This window comes from Pseudomonas sp. TH37 (assembly GCF_016650735.1).
Taxonomy (GTDB): domain Bacteria; phylum Pseudomonadota; class Gammaproteobacteria; order Pseudomonadales; family Pseudomonadaceae; genus Aquipseudomonas; species Aquipseudomonas farris.
Map to the genome: position 1 here is coordinate 118,984 of NZ_JAEKFD010000012.1, position 12,938 is coordinate 131,921.

The 12,938-nt window shown below is 61.6% G+C and carries 10 protein-coding genes and 1 pseudogene; 4 read left to right on the plus strand and 7 right to left on the minus strand.

Translation table 11 applies throughout. The features are described from left to right. The first annotated feature begins 27 nt into the window (after positions 1 to 27). The 3 genes from JFU11_RS25005 to JFU11_RS25015 all read left to right on the plus strand — a co-directional run bounded on the left by JFU11_RS25005 (position 28) and on the right by JFU11_RS25015 (position 3,226). Complete coding sequence (locus JFU11_RS25005) at positions 28 to 891, plus strand: LysR family transcriptional regulator (protein ID WP_123356843.1); 864 nt, start codon at positions 28 to 30, stop codon at positions 889 to 891. Positions 892 to 1,001: 110 nt separating this feature from the next. Beyond that, positions 1,002 to 2,144 carry an SRPBCC family protein gene (locus tag JFU11_RS25010; RefSeq protein ID WP_201062424.1) on the plus strand — a complete coding sequence of 381 codons (1,143 nt, stop codon included), beginning with the start codon at positions 1,002 to 1,004 and terminating at the stop codon, positions 2,142 to 2,144. Further along, positions 2,141 to 3,226 carry an SMP-30/gluconolactonase/LRE family protein gene (locus JFU11_RS25015; protein ID WP_201062425.1) on the plus strand — a complete coding sequence of 362 codons (1,086 nt, stop codon included), beginning with the start codon at positions 2,141 to 2,143 and terminating at the stop codon, positions 3,224 to 3,226. The genes JFU11_RS25010 and JFU11_RS25015 overlap by 4 nt, the downstream gene beginning before the upstream one ends. A 121-nt stretch (positions 3,227 to 3,347) precedes the next feature. On the opposite strand, the pseudogene JFU11_RS25020 reads toward JFU11_RS25015, so the two are convergent. Both JFU11_RS25020 and JFU11_RS25025 read right to left on the minus strand, forming a co-directional pair. Further along, positions 3,348 to 3,597: pseudogene (locus JFU11_RS25020) on the minus strand (hypothetical protein). A 109-nt stretch (positions 3,598 to 3,706) separates the two neighbouring features. Further along, on the minus strand, positions 3,707 to 3,949 hold the full coding sequence (locus JFU11_RS25025) for a hypothetical protein (RefSeq protein ID WP_123722362.1): 243 nt from the start codon (positions 3,947 to 3,949) through the stop codon (positions 3,707 to 3,709). Positions 3,950 to 4,167: 218 nt separating this feature from the next. Here JFU11_RS25025 and JFU11_RS25030 point away from each other — a divergent pair, with 218 nt between their 5' ends. Beyond that, a complete protein-coding gene (locus tag JFU11_RS25030; protein ID WP_123722361.1) occupies positions 4,168 to 4,689 on the plus strand; it encodes a DUF4142 domain-containing protein in 522 nt (173 codons plus the stop codon). 180 nt (positions 4,690 to 4,869) lie between these two features. Here the strand turns inward: JFU11_RS25030 and JFU11_RS25035 are convergent, their stop codons facing one another. The 5 genes from JFU11_RS25035 to lexA all read right to left on the minus strand — a co-directional run bounded on the left by JFU11_RS25035 (position 4,870) and on the right by lexA (position 12,844). Next, on the minus strand, positions 4,870 to 6,981 hold the full coding sequence (locus JFU11_RS25035; RefSeq protein WP_123722360.1) for an ATP-binding protein: 2,112 nt from the start codon (positions 6,979 to 6,981) through the stop codon (positions 4,870 to 4,872). Positions 6,982 to 7,112: 131 nt separating this feature from the next. After that, a complete protein-coding gene (locus JFU11_RS25040; protein ID WP_201121395.1) occupies positions 7,113 to 10,190 on the minus strand; it encodes an error-prone DNA polymerase in 3,078 nt (1,025 codons plus the stop codon). Beyond that, positions 10,187 to 11,602: a DNA polymerase Y family protein gene (locus JFU11_RS25045; RefSeq protein ID WP_201062428.1), complete on the minus strand. Its 1,416-nt coding sequence runs from the start codon at positions 11,600 to 11,602 to the stop codon at positions 10,187 to 10,189. The genes JFU11_RS25040 and JFU11_RS25045 overlap by 4 nt, the downstream gene beginning before the upstream one ends. 7 nt (positions 11,603 to 11,609) lie before the next feature. Continuing rightward, positions 11,610 to 12,227, minus strand: a complete 618-nt coding sequence (imuA, locus tag JFU11_RS25050) for a translesion DNA synthesis-associated protein ImuA (RefSeq protein ID WP_123722357.1) — start codon at positions 12,225 to 12,227, stop codon at positions 11,610 to 11,612. Then, positions 12,227 to 12,844, minus strand: coding sequence for a transcriptional repressor LexA (lexA, locus tag JFU11_RS25055; protein WP_123356666.1), 618 nt, complete (start codon positions 12,842 to 12,844; stop codon positions 12,227 to 12,229). The genes imuA and lexA overlap by 1 nt, the downstream gene beginning before the upstream one ends. Positions 12,845 to 12,938: the final 94 nt, after the last annotated feature.

A 12,938-nucleotide genomic window follows, 5' to 3' on the forward strand; every position in this document is an offset into this window, starting at 1 on the left:
GCCCGCACCTCCCACATCGGCCAGCCCATGGACATCGACCTCGCCCGCACTTTTCTGGAAATCGTCCGCCATGGCAGCCTGGCCGCGGCGGCTGAAAAGTTGCACGTCACCCAAACCGCGATCACTGCCCGCGTGCAGAAGCTCGAAAGTCAGCTCGGCAGCACGCTGTTCGTGCGCAACCGCGCCGGGGCGCGCCTGACGCCGAACGGCGAGGCCTTTGTGGTTTACGCCAATCAACTGGTGCAAACCTGGGAAGCGGCGCGCCGGGACTTGCCGCTGCCCGAGGGCTACCGCGACGTGCTGCACATCGGTGGCGAGGTCAGTCTGTGCAACCCGTTGATGCTCAGCTGGGCCGGCGAACTGCGCGAGAAAATCCCCAGCCACGCCTTGCGCATGGAAATCCGCGACGGCGAAAACCTGCTGCGCCAACTGGAGCTGGGGGTGCTGGATGCGGCGCTGGTCTATCAGCCCGAGTACTGGCCGCGTCTGCAAGTCGAGCAAGTGCTGGAAGAAAAACTCATCCTGGTACGCTTGGCCGGACGACCCGATCCTTACGTGTATATCGACTGGGGCCCGGACTTCCGTCGTCAGCACGATGCCGCATTGCCGGAGAAGGCCAAGGCAGCCTTGAGCTTCAACCTCGGCCCGCTGGCCTTGCAATACATTCTGGAAAACGGCGGCAGCGGCTATTTCCGCACCCGCGTGGTCCAGAGCTACCTGGAAAGCGGCGTGCTGGAGCCAGTGCCCAAGGCTCCGGAGTTCAGCTATCCGACCTACCTGGTCTACTCCCGGGACCGCGACTCGGCGACCTTGCAACGAGCCTTCGATTTGCTGCGCGAAGTGATCAAGACGGACGACGACTGGTCCCAGCGCTGGAACCCGTTGACCTGACGCCAGGCGCCTTGCACCGGAGCATGGCGCTTGTGTCCTCAAGGTTGGGCCAGCCTCTGCGGCGGGATCGACTAATCTGCTGGTTATAACAATAACCACAGGTGAACGCAGTGAGGCAGACCACCGAAGCATTCCGCGCGCGCTACCGTGCCGATATTCATCCGCTCTACAACCCTTGGCTGCACGGCGCCTTTGTGCTGCTGTTCGGGTTGCTGGCCATCGGCGCGTTCTGGAGCACCGTGCATCAGGTACACCCCCTGGAATGGCTGACGGTGCCGCTGACCCTGTTGTTCTTCAACTTCGGTGTCTATGTCGTACATCGGCATCTGGGGCACCACAAGAAGCATCTGGCGCGAATGTTCTACGCCCGTCACGCCGGTGATCATCACAGCTTTTTCACCCCCGGCCACATGACCTACGACAGCGCCCGGGACTGGCGGGTGATTCTGTTTCCGGCCTGGCTGATCGTGTTGCATACCCTCGTCATCACCGCGCCCGCCTGGTGGCTGTTGGCTCAGATCAACGGCAACGTCGCGGGGCTGTTCGGCGGCTGCATGGTCCTCGGTTACCTGACTTATGAAGTGTTCCATGCCTGCGAACATCTACCACCCGGCAACCCGATGACACGTCTGCCATGGATCCGCCAGATGCGCCGTCTGCACGCACTGCACCATCGCCGTGAGCTGATGCAGGAGCGCAATTTCAATATCGTGTTTCCACTGATGGATTACCTGTTCGGAACCTTGTACTGGGAACCGGAGCAAGCATCCCCGCACCTGACGAGAACGCCCACCCGTCTGCAGCACGTGGTCGACATCGCTGGAAATCCGCTCACCGTGCTCGCCTACGCCAGCACCGCGACACGTTGGCCGGAGTGGCATCCCTCCTCCCTCAAGGTCGATGGCCAGAGCGGCCCGCTGTATGCCGGGGCGCGGTTCGAGGAAGACATTCGGGCCGGCGGCCGTGAGGGGCATTTGCGCTGGGAGGTCGATGAATACCTGCCCGGTCGCCGCTGGAGCGCTCGGGCCTGGGGCGATCATGGGCTATCGTTGGTGGTGACTTACGAGTGCGAGTCTGAGGGCGACGGCACGCGGTTTGTCCGCACTCTGGAATATTGCTTCAGCGGTATGGTGATGCGCATCACCAATCGACTGTTGCTCAAGCGGCGCATCGAGCGTGAATCGGCGCAATCGATGCTGGCGTTACGCGAGATGGCGCAAAAACATCTGGCCTCGACAGGAGTCACCGCGTGAGAGCCCTCAAGTTTCGGCATTTATTGTTGCTGTTGATCATTGTGATTGGCGGCCTCCTGTTGTTATTACCGACCAAAGTCCAGCCGATCGCCTGGACACCGTCACCGGCGCCCTCCCTCATCGACGGCATCTACACAGACAATCAGCGCCTCAAAGGCGTGGAGCGTGTCGGCGCCGCTGACATCGACGGCCCGGAGGCGTTGCTGCTGGAGGAAGGCGTCCTCATCACCGGTCTGCATGACGGCCGGTTGATTAGCACCAGCCTCGACGGCAAGACCACCAAGGTGCTGGCCGATACCGGTGGCAGGCCATTGGGCCTGGCGCGCCATCCCAATGGTTTGTTGGTGATCGCCGACGGGGTCAAGGGTTTGCTGTCGCTCGATGCTCAAGGCCGTGTGATTGCATTGAGCACCACGGCCAACAACGTGCCCTTCGGTTTTACCGATGACGTGGTCATCGACAAGCCCGGGCATTACGCCTATTTCAGCGATGCTTCCAGCCGTTGGGGTTACGGCAAGGATGGCGAGGCAATCATCGAGCACGGCGGCGACGGCCGATTGCTGCGTTATGACTTCCAGACCGGCACGACGACGGTCTTGCTGGATAAGCTGGAGTTCGCCAACGGAGTGACCCTGGGGCCTGACGATGCGTTTGTGCTGGTCAACGAAACCGGTGCCTATCGCATCAGCCGCTATTGGCTGACCGGGCCGAAAGCCGGAACCCACGATCTGTTCATCGACAATTTGCCAGGGCTGCCGGACAACCTGGCATTCAATGGTCGCGACCGTTTCTGGGTGGCGCTGTATGCACCGCGCAATGCACTGCTCGACGCCACGGCGCCCTACCCTCTGGTACGCAAAATGATCGTGCGCGCGATGACGGTCCTGCCCAAACCGGTGGAGAGCCGCGCCTTTGCCCTCGGCCTGGACCTCGACGGTAAAGTGATTGCCAATCTGCAGGACGCCAGCAGCGGCAACTACTCACCCATCACCACCGTGCGCGAGTATGGGGACTGGTTGTATCTGGGTTCGCTGAAAGCACGGCACATGGCGCGGTTGCCGTTGAGTACGGCATTGAAATAGGCGTGCAGCCAAAAAGATCGCAGCCTTCGGCAGCTCCTACGGGTTCGGGTGCATCCGCAAGATCACGGTGCGCACGGTCAATTGTAGGAGCTGCCGAAGGCTGCGATCTTTTGATCTTGAATCAACGCGGATTCATCTCACCATCAGTCTGTCTCTTCGCGCACTCGCTCCGGGTCGATGTCAGTGACGTCATCCTGCTCCAGAGGCGTTATGTCCTCATTGTCCGGCAATTCATCGATGCCCGGTTCATCCTCGGGGTTGACGGTGGTGCGTCCCGGGCTAAGGGGTTCGGGATGAGTCGGGATCGGGTCATAGCCGCCCTGTTCTTCGCTGGGGTACTTTTCTTTATGGGGAAAGGCTGAATGGGGCATGGGGCACCTCGCATGGAGCCGCAAAGTCGGGCTCTGATCATTCGAGGTGCCGGTATTTGTCCCCGTTCCAATTTTTCAGCCGCCGGTCGTCAGTGGCTTGATACAGAAGTCAGGACGGCGTCTGGAGTCGTTCAACGATCTTATTCTTGACCAGCACGCGCTTCTCCTTGAGCTTCTTCAGTTCGTCATCGCTGAGCGCGTCCGATTGGGCGGTCTCAGCCTTTACCACCTCGGCGTCCGCCTGAGAATACTTGTTGATCAGTGAATCCAGTAACGGATCCTTGGTGCGTTTTTGCTGGATCTCTTCCTTCGAAAGTTTCAGATCCTGATACAGATCATGAGTCACCGGCATGGAACACCTCCGTTTGTTAATCGGTAGCAAACGCGATTGATTGCGCTCACCAGCTATCAGAATGGCCTTGCTTACCGTGTTCTGTCGACCGCCTATCAGACCAGCGGTGTCCGTTCGTCGTCCTGTCGCAAACGCGATAAAACCTTTGCATTAGCGCCCGCCTCCATTGATTAACGATCACCCGGATCGCTCATGAAAACCTGTGTGGAGAATGACCGATGGACGGATTCAATCTGCGTCACCTCGCCCTGGCTGTAGCCTTGAGTAGCAGCATGGGCACGGCTTTTGCCGCCACCTCCAACGACTTCGTCGATGACGCGGCCGAGGGTGGCATCGCGGAAGTCGAGACCAGCAAACTGGCCCTGGAAAAAAGCTCATCGGCCGACGTCAAGGCGTTCGCCAAGATGATGGTCACCGATCATACCAAGGCCAATGAAGAGCTGGCGGCCCTGGCGAAAAAGCATGACATCGAGATGCCAGACACGACGACAGTGGTCAAACAGGCCAAGGAAAAAATTCTTGACCTGCGCGATGAATCCTTCGACACGGCCTATGCCAACAATCAGGTAAAGGCTCACGAAGAAACCATTGAACGGTTCAAAAAAGAAGCCAACACAGTGACGGACGACAGGACCAAAGGTGCCACCGAACTCAAGGCATTCGCGCAAAAAATGTTGCCGGCGCTGGAAAAGCATCTGGATATGGCGAAAAAACTCCAGGCGGCTCATCCCGACAAATAATCCCAAGCCTTGAGGCCAGGTGCGGAACCTGTGGGAGCGGGCTTGTGTGGCGAGGGGGCTTGCCCCGTTCGAGTGCGCAGCGCTCACAGATCCTGGGTCCGCTGCGCGGCCCAACGGGGGCAAGCCCTCGCCACACAAGCCCGCTCCCACATGGATTGCGCAGTCAATGAAAATCCAGAATCAACCACCCAGCACGCTGCGGATCATGCTCAACAGCGCTTCAGGTCCATAAGGTTTGCTCAGCAGATAAGTGTCGGGGCTGAGTTGGTGATTGCGCGAAATGATGTCCCGGGTGTGGCCGGAGGTAAACAGCACCGCCACCGGCGGATTCTGCACCTTGGCCCAGGCGGCCAGGTCCGAGCTTTTGATCAGACCGGGCATAACCACATCGGTGAAAATCAGGTCCACCGCCGCGCCATCGAGCAACATCTGCATGGCCAGGTCACCGTTGGCCGCGGTCAGAACCTGATAGCCCTCTTCACGCAACAAGTCCACCGCCGAGCCACGCACCGCTTCGTTGTCCTCGACCACCAGAATGGTTTCGTTCCCGCCATGGTGCTGCGGATCATGGCGCGTTGTTTCACCGGGCAACGGGCGCAAGCTGCGCGGAAAATACAGCTGCACCCGAGTGCCCTGCCCGACGACGCTGGAGATCTCGATATGCCCGTCGCTCTGTTTGACGAAACCGAACACCATGCTCAAACCCAGGCCGGTGCCCTGGCCGTCGGCCTTGGTGGTGAAAAACGGTTCGAAGGCCTGTGCGAGCACTTGCGGCGGCATACCGACACCCGTATCAGCCACCGCGACGCAAACATAGTCGCCGGCGACGATGCCCTTGCCTGCGCAAAACTTGCGGTCGAGGGCAATGTTCTCGGCGCTCAGGGCAATGGTCCCCTCACCGTTCATGGCGTCTCGGGCGTTGATCGCGAGGTTGAGAATGGCGTTTTCCAGTTGATTGCGGTCCACGTAGAGATGCCATGGATCGTCAGGCGCCGTCACCTTGATCTGGATAGTTTCCCCCAGCGCACGCTGCAACAACTCTCCCAGGCCTTCGAAGATCTGCTGTGGATCGCAGACCGCCGGCGACAAAGGCTGACGACGGGCGAATGCGAGCAATTGCGACGACAATTTGGCACCGCGCTCGACCGCGGCAATCGACGCACTGACCCGGCGTTGCACATTGGCGTTGTCCGGCTCGTGACGCGCCAGCAAATGCAAGTTGCCGGCGATGACCTGCAACAGGTTGTTGAAGTCATGCGCCACGCCGCCGGTGAGACCGCCGATGGCTTCGAGTTTTTGTGACTGACGCAACTGCTCTTCGGCCGCCAGCCGCGCTTCGACCTCGTCGGCGACGCGCTGCTCCAGGTTGCGGGTGAATTTGAGCAACGACTCTTCGGCGCTCTTGCGTTCGTGGATGTCAATCAACACCCCGGGAAAGCGGAACGCCTCGCCTTGCTCATTGAACTCGCAGCACCCGCTGGCGAGCACCCACAGGTAACTGCCATCGGGACGCAGAACCCGGTATTCAGCGTTATAGGGAATGCCGGTTTCCACCGACTGATTGAGCCGCTCCTGAACCCAGCTACGGTCGTCGGGATGAATCTGCATTTCGGCGATGATCGGTGGCAGGTTGGTCAGGTCCTGGTCGGGCGGATAGGAAAACGTGCGGGCGAAGCGTTCGTCGGCAGACAGCACATTAGCCTTGATGTCCCAGACGAACGAGCCGAGCAAAGCCCCGGCATTAAGAGCCAGGCGAACTCTTTCGTTGTCGGCGCGATAGGCGCTTTCGGCTTCCTGGCGGCGGCGCTCGGAAATCACATGATCCGTGGTATCGACCACCATCGCCATGACCCCGGCGGGGTGTCCGTCATCATCGGCGACGGGACTGTAATAAAGATCCATCCAGACGTCTTCGGGTACGCCATCACGCAACAGCACCAGGGCTTTGTTGTGATAGGACAAGGTACCGCCCGCAAGGCAGATATCCACTACGTGGCGATTGAATTCGGCGACCTCTGGCCAGCCCAACTCCACCGGGGAACCCAGCAGGTAAGGATGGCGCCCACCGGCAAATCTCGAGTAGGCATCGTTATAGATCATGTAGCCGGGCCGGCCCCACAGCATCACCATCGGCAGGGGTGAGGCGAGCAATAATTGCACCGCGCTGCACAGGCTCCCGGGCCAGGTATCGATGCTCCCGAGCTCGGTCAGGCTCCAGTCGAACGCGCGAATGCGTCCGGCCATTTCGCCGCTCCAGCCGGTACATCCGTGGCTATTGTCTAGAAACTGCATCGACTGGCCTATGTCCTGTGAATGACATGTTTTCAGGCAGTGCAACGGCGTGAGGAGACGGTGCGTGCCCGTTTGTTTCGAGCACCGCCGACGCCAATGGTTTCATAGAGGTATAGCTGAATGTCTCAGGTTCAGCGGAAATCCCGGCTACGCACATGGATACCGTCGAGCAATGAACTCAGGTCGCTCAAGCGTCCGGCAATCAGATGCCGCACCTCGCCTTCCTTTTCCCAACGCCCATCGACCTTGAGCAATTGCGAGCCGACCAGTACCTGCCGTTGCCGTTCGGCCAAGTCGCGCCAGACCACCACGTTGACGTTGCCGAACTCGTCTTCAAGCGTCACGAAGGTCACGCCGCTGGCGGTACCCGGGCGTTGCCGGCCGGTGACCAATCCGGCGACGCTGACCGGTCGGCCGTGCTCGACATCCATAAGTTCTTTCAAGCTGCGACAACGCCGGGCTTTCAATTCACCCCGCAGCAATGCCAGCGGATGCGGGCCGAGGGTGGTGCCGACACTGTTGTAATCGGCTTGCAGGTCTTCGCCCACGGTGGGTTTGGGCAGAGACACCGCCGGCTCTTCCTGGCTCGGCAAACCGGCAAACAAGCCGAGCTGCTTCTGCACCCCCGCCACTTCCCAGCGCGCCCGATGCCGGTCACCGGCCAGCCCGCGCAACGCTCCGGCATCAGCCAGTTGCTCCTGGGCGCGAGCATCGAGTCGCGCCCGTTCGCCAAGGTCGGCGATGTCGGCAAACGCCCCTTTCGACCGTGCGACCTCGATACGCTTGGCATCGTCCTCGCGAAAGCCTTTGATCATCCGCAACCCCATGCGAATGGCCGGCTGCGCGCCGGTGATCGGTTCCAGGCTGCAATCCCAGTCACTGGCCCGCACGTCCACCGGACGAATCTGCAAATCATGTCGGCGGGCGTCCTGAAGAATCTGGTCCGGGCTGTAGAAACCCATGGGCCAGCTGTTGATCAGCGCACAGGCGAAGGCCGCCGGCTCGTGGCATTTCAACCAGCAACTGGCATAGGTCAGCAAGGCGAAACTGGCGGCGTGGGATTCGGGAAAACCGTAATTGCCGAAGCCTTTGATCTGCTCGAAGATCTGCGCGGCGAACTCCGCCGTGTAGCCGTTTTTCTTCATTCCGTCCGCCAGACGTTCCTTGTGCGGTTCCAGTCCGCCGTGACGTTTCCAGGCGGCCATGGAACGGCGCAATTGATCGGCCTCGCCGGGGCTGTAGTCGGCGGCAACAATCGCAATCTGCATCACCTGTTCCTGGAACAGCGGCACGCCCAATGTACGCTTCAGCACCGCTTCAAGTTCTTTCGACGGGTAGATCACCTCTTCTTCGCCCTTACGCCGCCGCAGATAGGGATGCACCATCCCGCCCTGAATCGGCCCCGGACGAACGATCGCCACCTCGATCACCAGATCGTAGAAATTCTTGGGCTTGAGCCTCGGCAACATCGACATCTGTGCCCGGGATTCGATCTGGAACACCCCGATGGTGTCCGCATGGCCAATCATTTCGTAGGTTTGCGGATCTTCGGCCGGCACCGTCGCCAGGCTCAGGTCACGGCCACGGTGCCGACGCAGCAGATCGAAACAACGACGAATCGCGCTGAGCATGCCCAGCGCGAGGATATCGACCTTGAGCAACCCGACCGCGTCCAGATCGTCCTTGTCCCACTGGATGATGGTGCGCTCGGCCATGGCGGCGTTTTCCACCGGTACCAGGCTGTCCAGGGGCTGTTCGGAAATCACGAAACCGCCAGGGTGCTGGGACAGGTGCCGGGGGAAACCGATCAACTGCCCCGTCAGGCTCAGCACCCGGCGCAACACCGGGCTGTCGGGATCGAAGCCTCCTTCACGCAGGCGCTCTACGGGCGGCGCCTGATCACTCCAGTGACCGCAACAGTCGGCCAGGGCGTTGACCTGATCCGGCGGCAAACCCAGTGCCTTGGCCACATCGCGCACGGCGCCGGCACCATGGTAAGTGCTGACCACCGCCGTCAGTGCCGCACGGGCGCGACCATAACGCTGGAATACGTACTGCAGGACTTCTTCACGCCGTTCGTGTTCGAAGTCCACGTCGATGTCCGGCGGCTCGTTGCGCTCTTTGGAGAGAAAACGCTCGAACAGCAGCGTGCTCCGCTCCGGGTCAATCTCCGTGATGCCCAGCACGTAGCACACCGCCGAATTGGCGGCAGAACCGCGCCCCTGACAGAGAATGTGTTGCTTGCGGGCGAAATTCACAATGTCGTGAACCGTCAGGAAATAACTTTCGTACCCCAACTCGGCAATCAGCTGCAGTTCCTTGTCGATCTGCGCCAACACCTCGGCTTTAGGACCTTTTTCCCAGCGCCACCGAACACCCTTTCCTGCCAACTCCCGCAGCCAGGACGTGGCCGTGTGACCTTCAGGCACCAGCTCCCGGGGATATTGATAACGCAACTGACCGAGGTCGAACGTGCAGCGCCGGGCGATGCTCAGCGTTTCGTCGAGCAGTGCCTGCGGATAGAGATCGCGCAAGGCGTCGAGGCTGCGCAAATGCCGTTCGCCGTTAGGGTGCAGACGCAACCCGGCCTCGGCCACCGATAGGTGATGGCGGATCGCGGTCATGGTGTCCTGCAAGGCACGCCGGCCGCGGGCGTGCATGTGCACATCGCCGCTGGCCACCGCCGGGATTCGCAGTTCCCGCGCCAGGGTCAGCAGCGCCGCCAGTCGCCGGGTGTCATCCTGCCCGCGATGTAACTGAACGCTCAGCCACAGGCGCTCGGCGAAAGCCTGCTTCAGCCAGTGGCCCTGCTCAAAGTCATCGACGGCATCCGGCACCCACAACGCCAACAGCCCCGGCAACGGCTCGCCGAAATCCTCCCGCAGCACCTGATACTGGCCTTTCTGCGTGCGGCGTCTGGCGCGGGTAATCAGGCGGCACAGGGTTTGGTAACCCTCGAGGTTTTCCACCAGCAGCACCAGTTTCGGGCCGTCTTCGATGCGTATTTCACTGCCGATGATCAGCGGCAATTCCACGGCCTTGGCCGCCTGCCAGGCGCGGACGATACCCGCCAGGGTGCATTCGTCGGTGATCGCCAACGCTTGATAGCCCTGCTTTTTCGCCCGTTGAAAAAGCTCAAGCGCACTGGAAGCACCGCGCTGGAAACTGAAGTTCGACAGGCAGTGCAGTTCGGCATAATCGACACTCATGCGAACCAGCCTTGCAGCCACAACGGACCGCCCTCACCCACCGCCCGATAGGCCCAGCCCTGCTGACCGGAGCGAGTTTCGATCAGGTAGTAATCGCGGCGCACGTCGTCGCCGTCCCACCAGCCCGACTCGATGCGTTCCGGCCCCATGAGGATGCGCGTCGAACCTTCGTGTACTGCCTGCGGTTCAGTCAGTAACCAGCCCGGGCGTTGCACGGCAGGCAGCACCCCACAGGCCTGGCTGTCGACACTGGCCTGCCACGCGCATTCCGGCCGGTGATCGGCCTGGAACCGCAAGCCTTGCACCGCGTCATCTCCCAATCGCGCGCGCAAGCGTTCGCGCAGTTGCTCCCAAGGCAAGGATTGCTGCGGACGATCATCGAACAGTTCCTGGTACTGGGGCACAAAGGCCGGTAGCTCTTCGGCGCGCAGACGAAAACCGCGCACCGGCGCCTCCACCTGAACTTGCTCCAGCCTCCCCCGGGCCAGTTCGAACAGCATCGCCGGATCGCGCTCGGCGCTGAGCAGGCCGACCTTGATCAGCGTGTCTGGCAACCCGGCGTGCTCCAGGTGCAGGTCAAACCGCTGCACACCGCTGTCCCGCCCGCAGAGGAAGGCCGCCAGATCGCCGGTCAGCCTGCGCAACGGAAACAGCAATGCCTGATGGGATTGCACATCGAAATTAAGCTCGATGCGCACATCGAAACGGTCCGGCGGCAGGTAAAACGCCAGCGCCAGCCGTCGCTCGCCGAACAGGGTGTCCAGATGCTTGAGCACCTGAGCCTCGAAACGCCGGGCCAGGCTATGTCGTGGCAGCGCCTGCACCTGACTCAAGGTGCGCAGCCCCATGCGCGACAATGCCGTGGCAACGCTTGGCTCCAGAGCGATCCGGTCGACGGGCAACTGCCCAAGGTGGTACTGCAAGGCTGCATTGTCCGGCACCACCAGACCGTCATAAACGTTGGCCAGCACCCGCGCCGCCACCGGATTGGGCGCGGCGACAATCCGGTGACGAAACCCCAGCTCGCCAAGTTCGGCCCGCAACCGCGTCTCGAACTGCGGCCAGGGTCCGAACAAGCCCAGGCTGGATTCGATTTCAAACACCACGGCTCGCGGGTAATGCACGCTGACCTGGGAACTGAACCGATAGGCCCAGGCAGCCAGGAACTGCTGCCAGTGTTCGATCTCCGTTGCGTCGTATTCGGCGGTGACAAAACCTTTGCTCAAGGCCTGAGCGGCGGTCATCGACTGGCCGGGCCGCAAGCCCAGCGCCCGCGCCGAACCGTTGACCGCTTGCAGCACCCGACGCTGGGCCGGACCGGTCAGCAGCGCCAGCGGCTCATCGGGGTCGGGGCGCTGACGCAGTACCGCGTCCAGTGCCAATTGCGGGAAGAGAATGCAAACCCAGCGCATGGCAACCTCAATGCCCGACGGCAAAGGCAATCGGCGCCGAACGGGCCAGCCCGCCCCGGCACTTGAGCACCCGCAATTGCGCAGGCTTGGCGTCGATGGCGATGCGCAGGGCCGCTGGCGACGGGTTGATGGCTTCACTGATCGAGCGATAGGCGAACGCCAGGGTCTGACCCGTTTCCGCTGCCACCTGCAAACGTCGCAACGCCCGATCGTCGGCCTTGTGCGGCCAGCACAACACCGCCCCGCAACTGCCCGAACGCAGGCATTGTTCCGCCGCCCACAGCGCATCACGCTCGCTGGCCTGGATGATCGACAGTTGCCGCAGATCGACCCCGGCATTCTGCCAGGCCTGGGGATACGGCACGTAAGGCGGCGCCACCAGCACGATGCGCTCCCCCGCCGCCGACAGCCGCGCCAGCGCCGGCCACACCAGTTGCAACTCACCCACACCCTGCCCGGCCAGCAGAATTTCAGTCAGCGCCGCTTCCGGCCAGCCGCCCGTGGGCAATGCCGCATCCAGCGCCGCATGCCCGGTAGGTTGCGGGCTGACGGCCGGTGGCGCAGGCCGGCCCTTCCAGACCTGGCCGCCATTGAACAGCGTATCCAACGCAACGACGGCGCCCATCACCCTTGCCTCACCAGACCGCAGAACACGCCTTCGATGGCCAGATCCTGATCGGCTCGAACAATGATCGGCTTGTAAGCCGGATTGCGTGGTAACAGACGAACAGAATCGCCGACCCGCTCGAAACGCTTGATGGTGACTTCACCGTCGAGTCGCGCCACAACGATCTGGCCGTTGACCGCTTCGGGATTGCGCCGCACGCCCACCAGATCACCGTCGAGAATGCCGTCCTCAATCATCGAATCGCCCTGCACCCGCAGCATGTAATCCGGCACCCGCGAGAAGATCGACGGATCAAGCAGCAAACGGCTGTGGACCTCGGCATCGGCACCGATCGGCGCACCGGCCGCCACTCGACCGAGTACCGGAACGTCCAGCAACTCGGGTCGCGGCGGTTGATTCAACAGCCGGATACCTCGCGCCTGATGCGGATTGACCTCGATAAAACCGGCCTCGGTCAGCGCCAACACGTGCTTGCGCGCCACGCTGCGGGAGGCGAAGCCAAAGGCCTCGCTGATTTCAGCGAGGCTCGGGGGCTGACCGTGTTCGGCGATTCGATCGCGGATGAAGGTCAGGATGGCGGTACGGCGGGGAGTTAAAGTCGTCATGGAGTACATTTGTACTCTTTTGGGTTTTTCCTGACAAGGACCGCCAGTCAGCTCAACCCGCGGCAGGGGCGCTAAGTGTCAGCAATCCTCTGACCGCTATTGC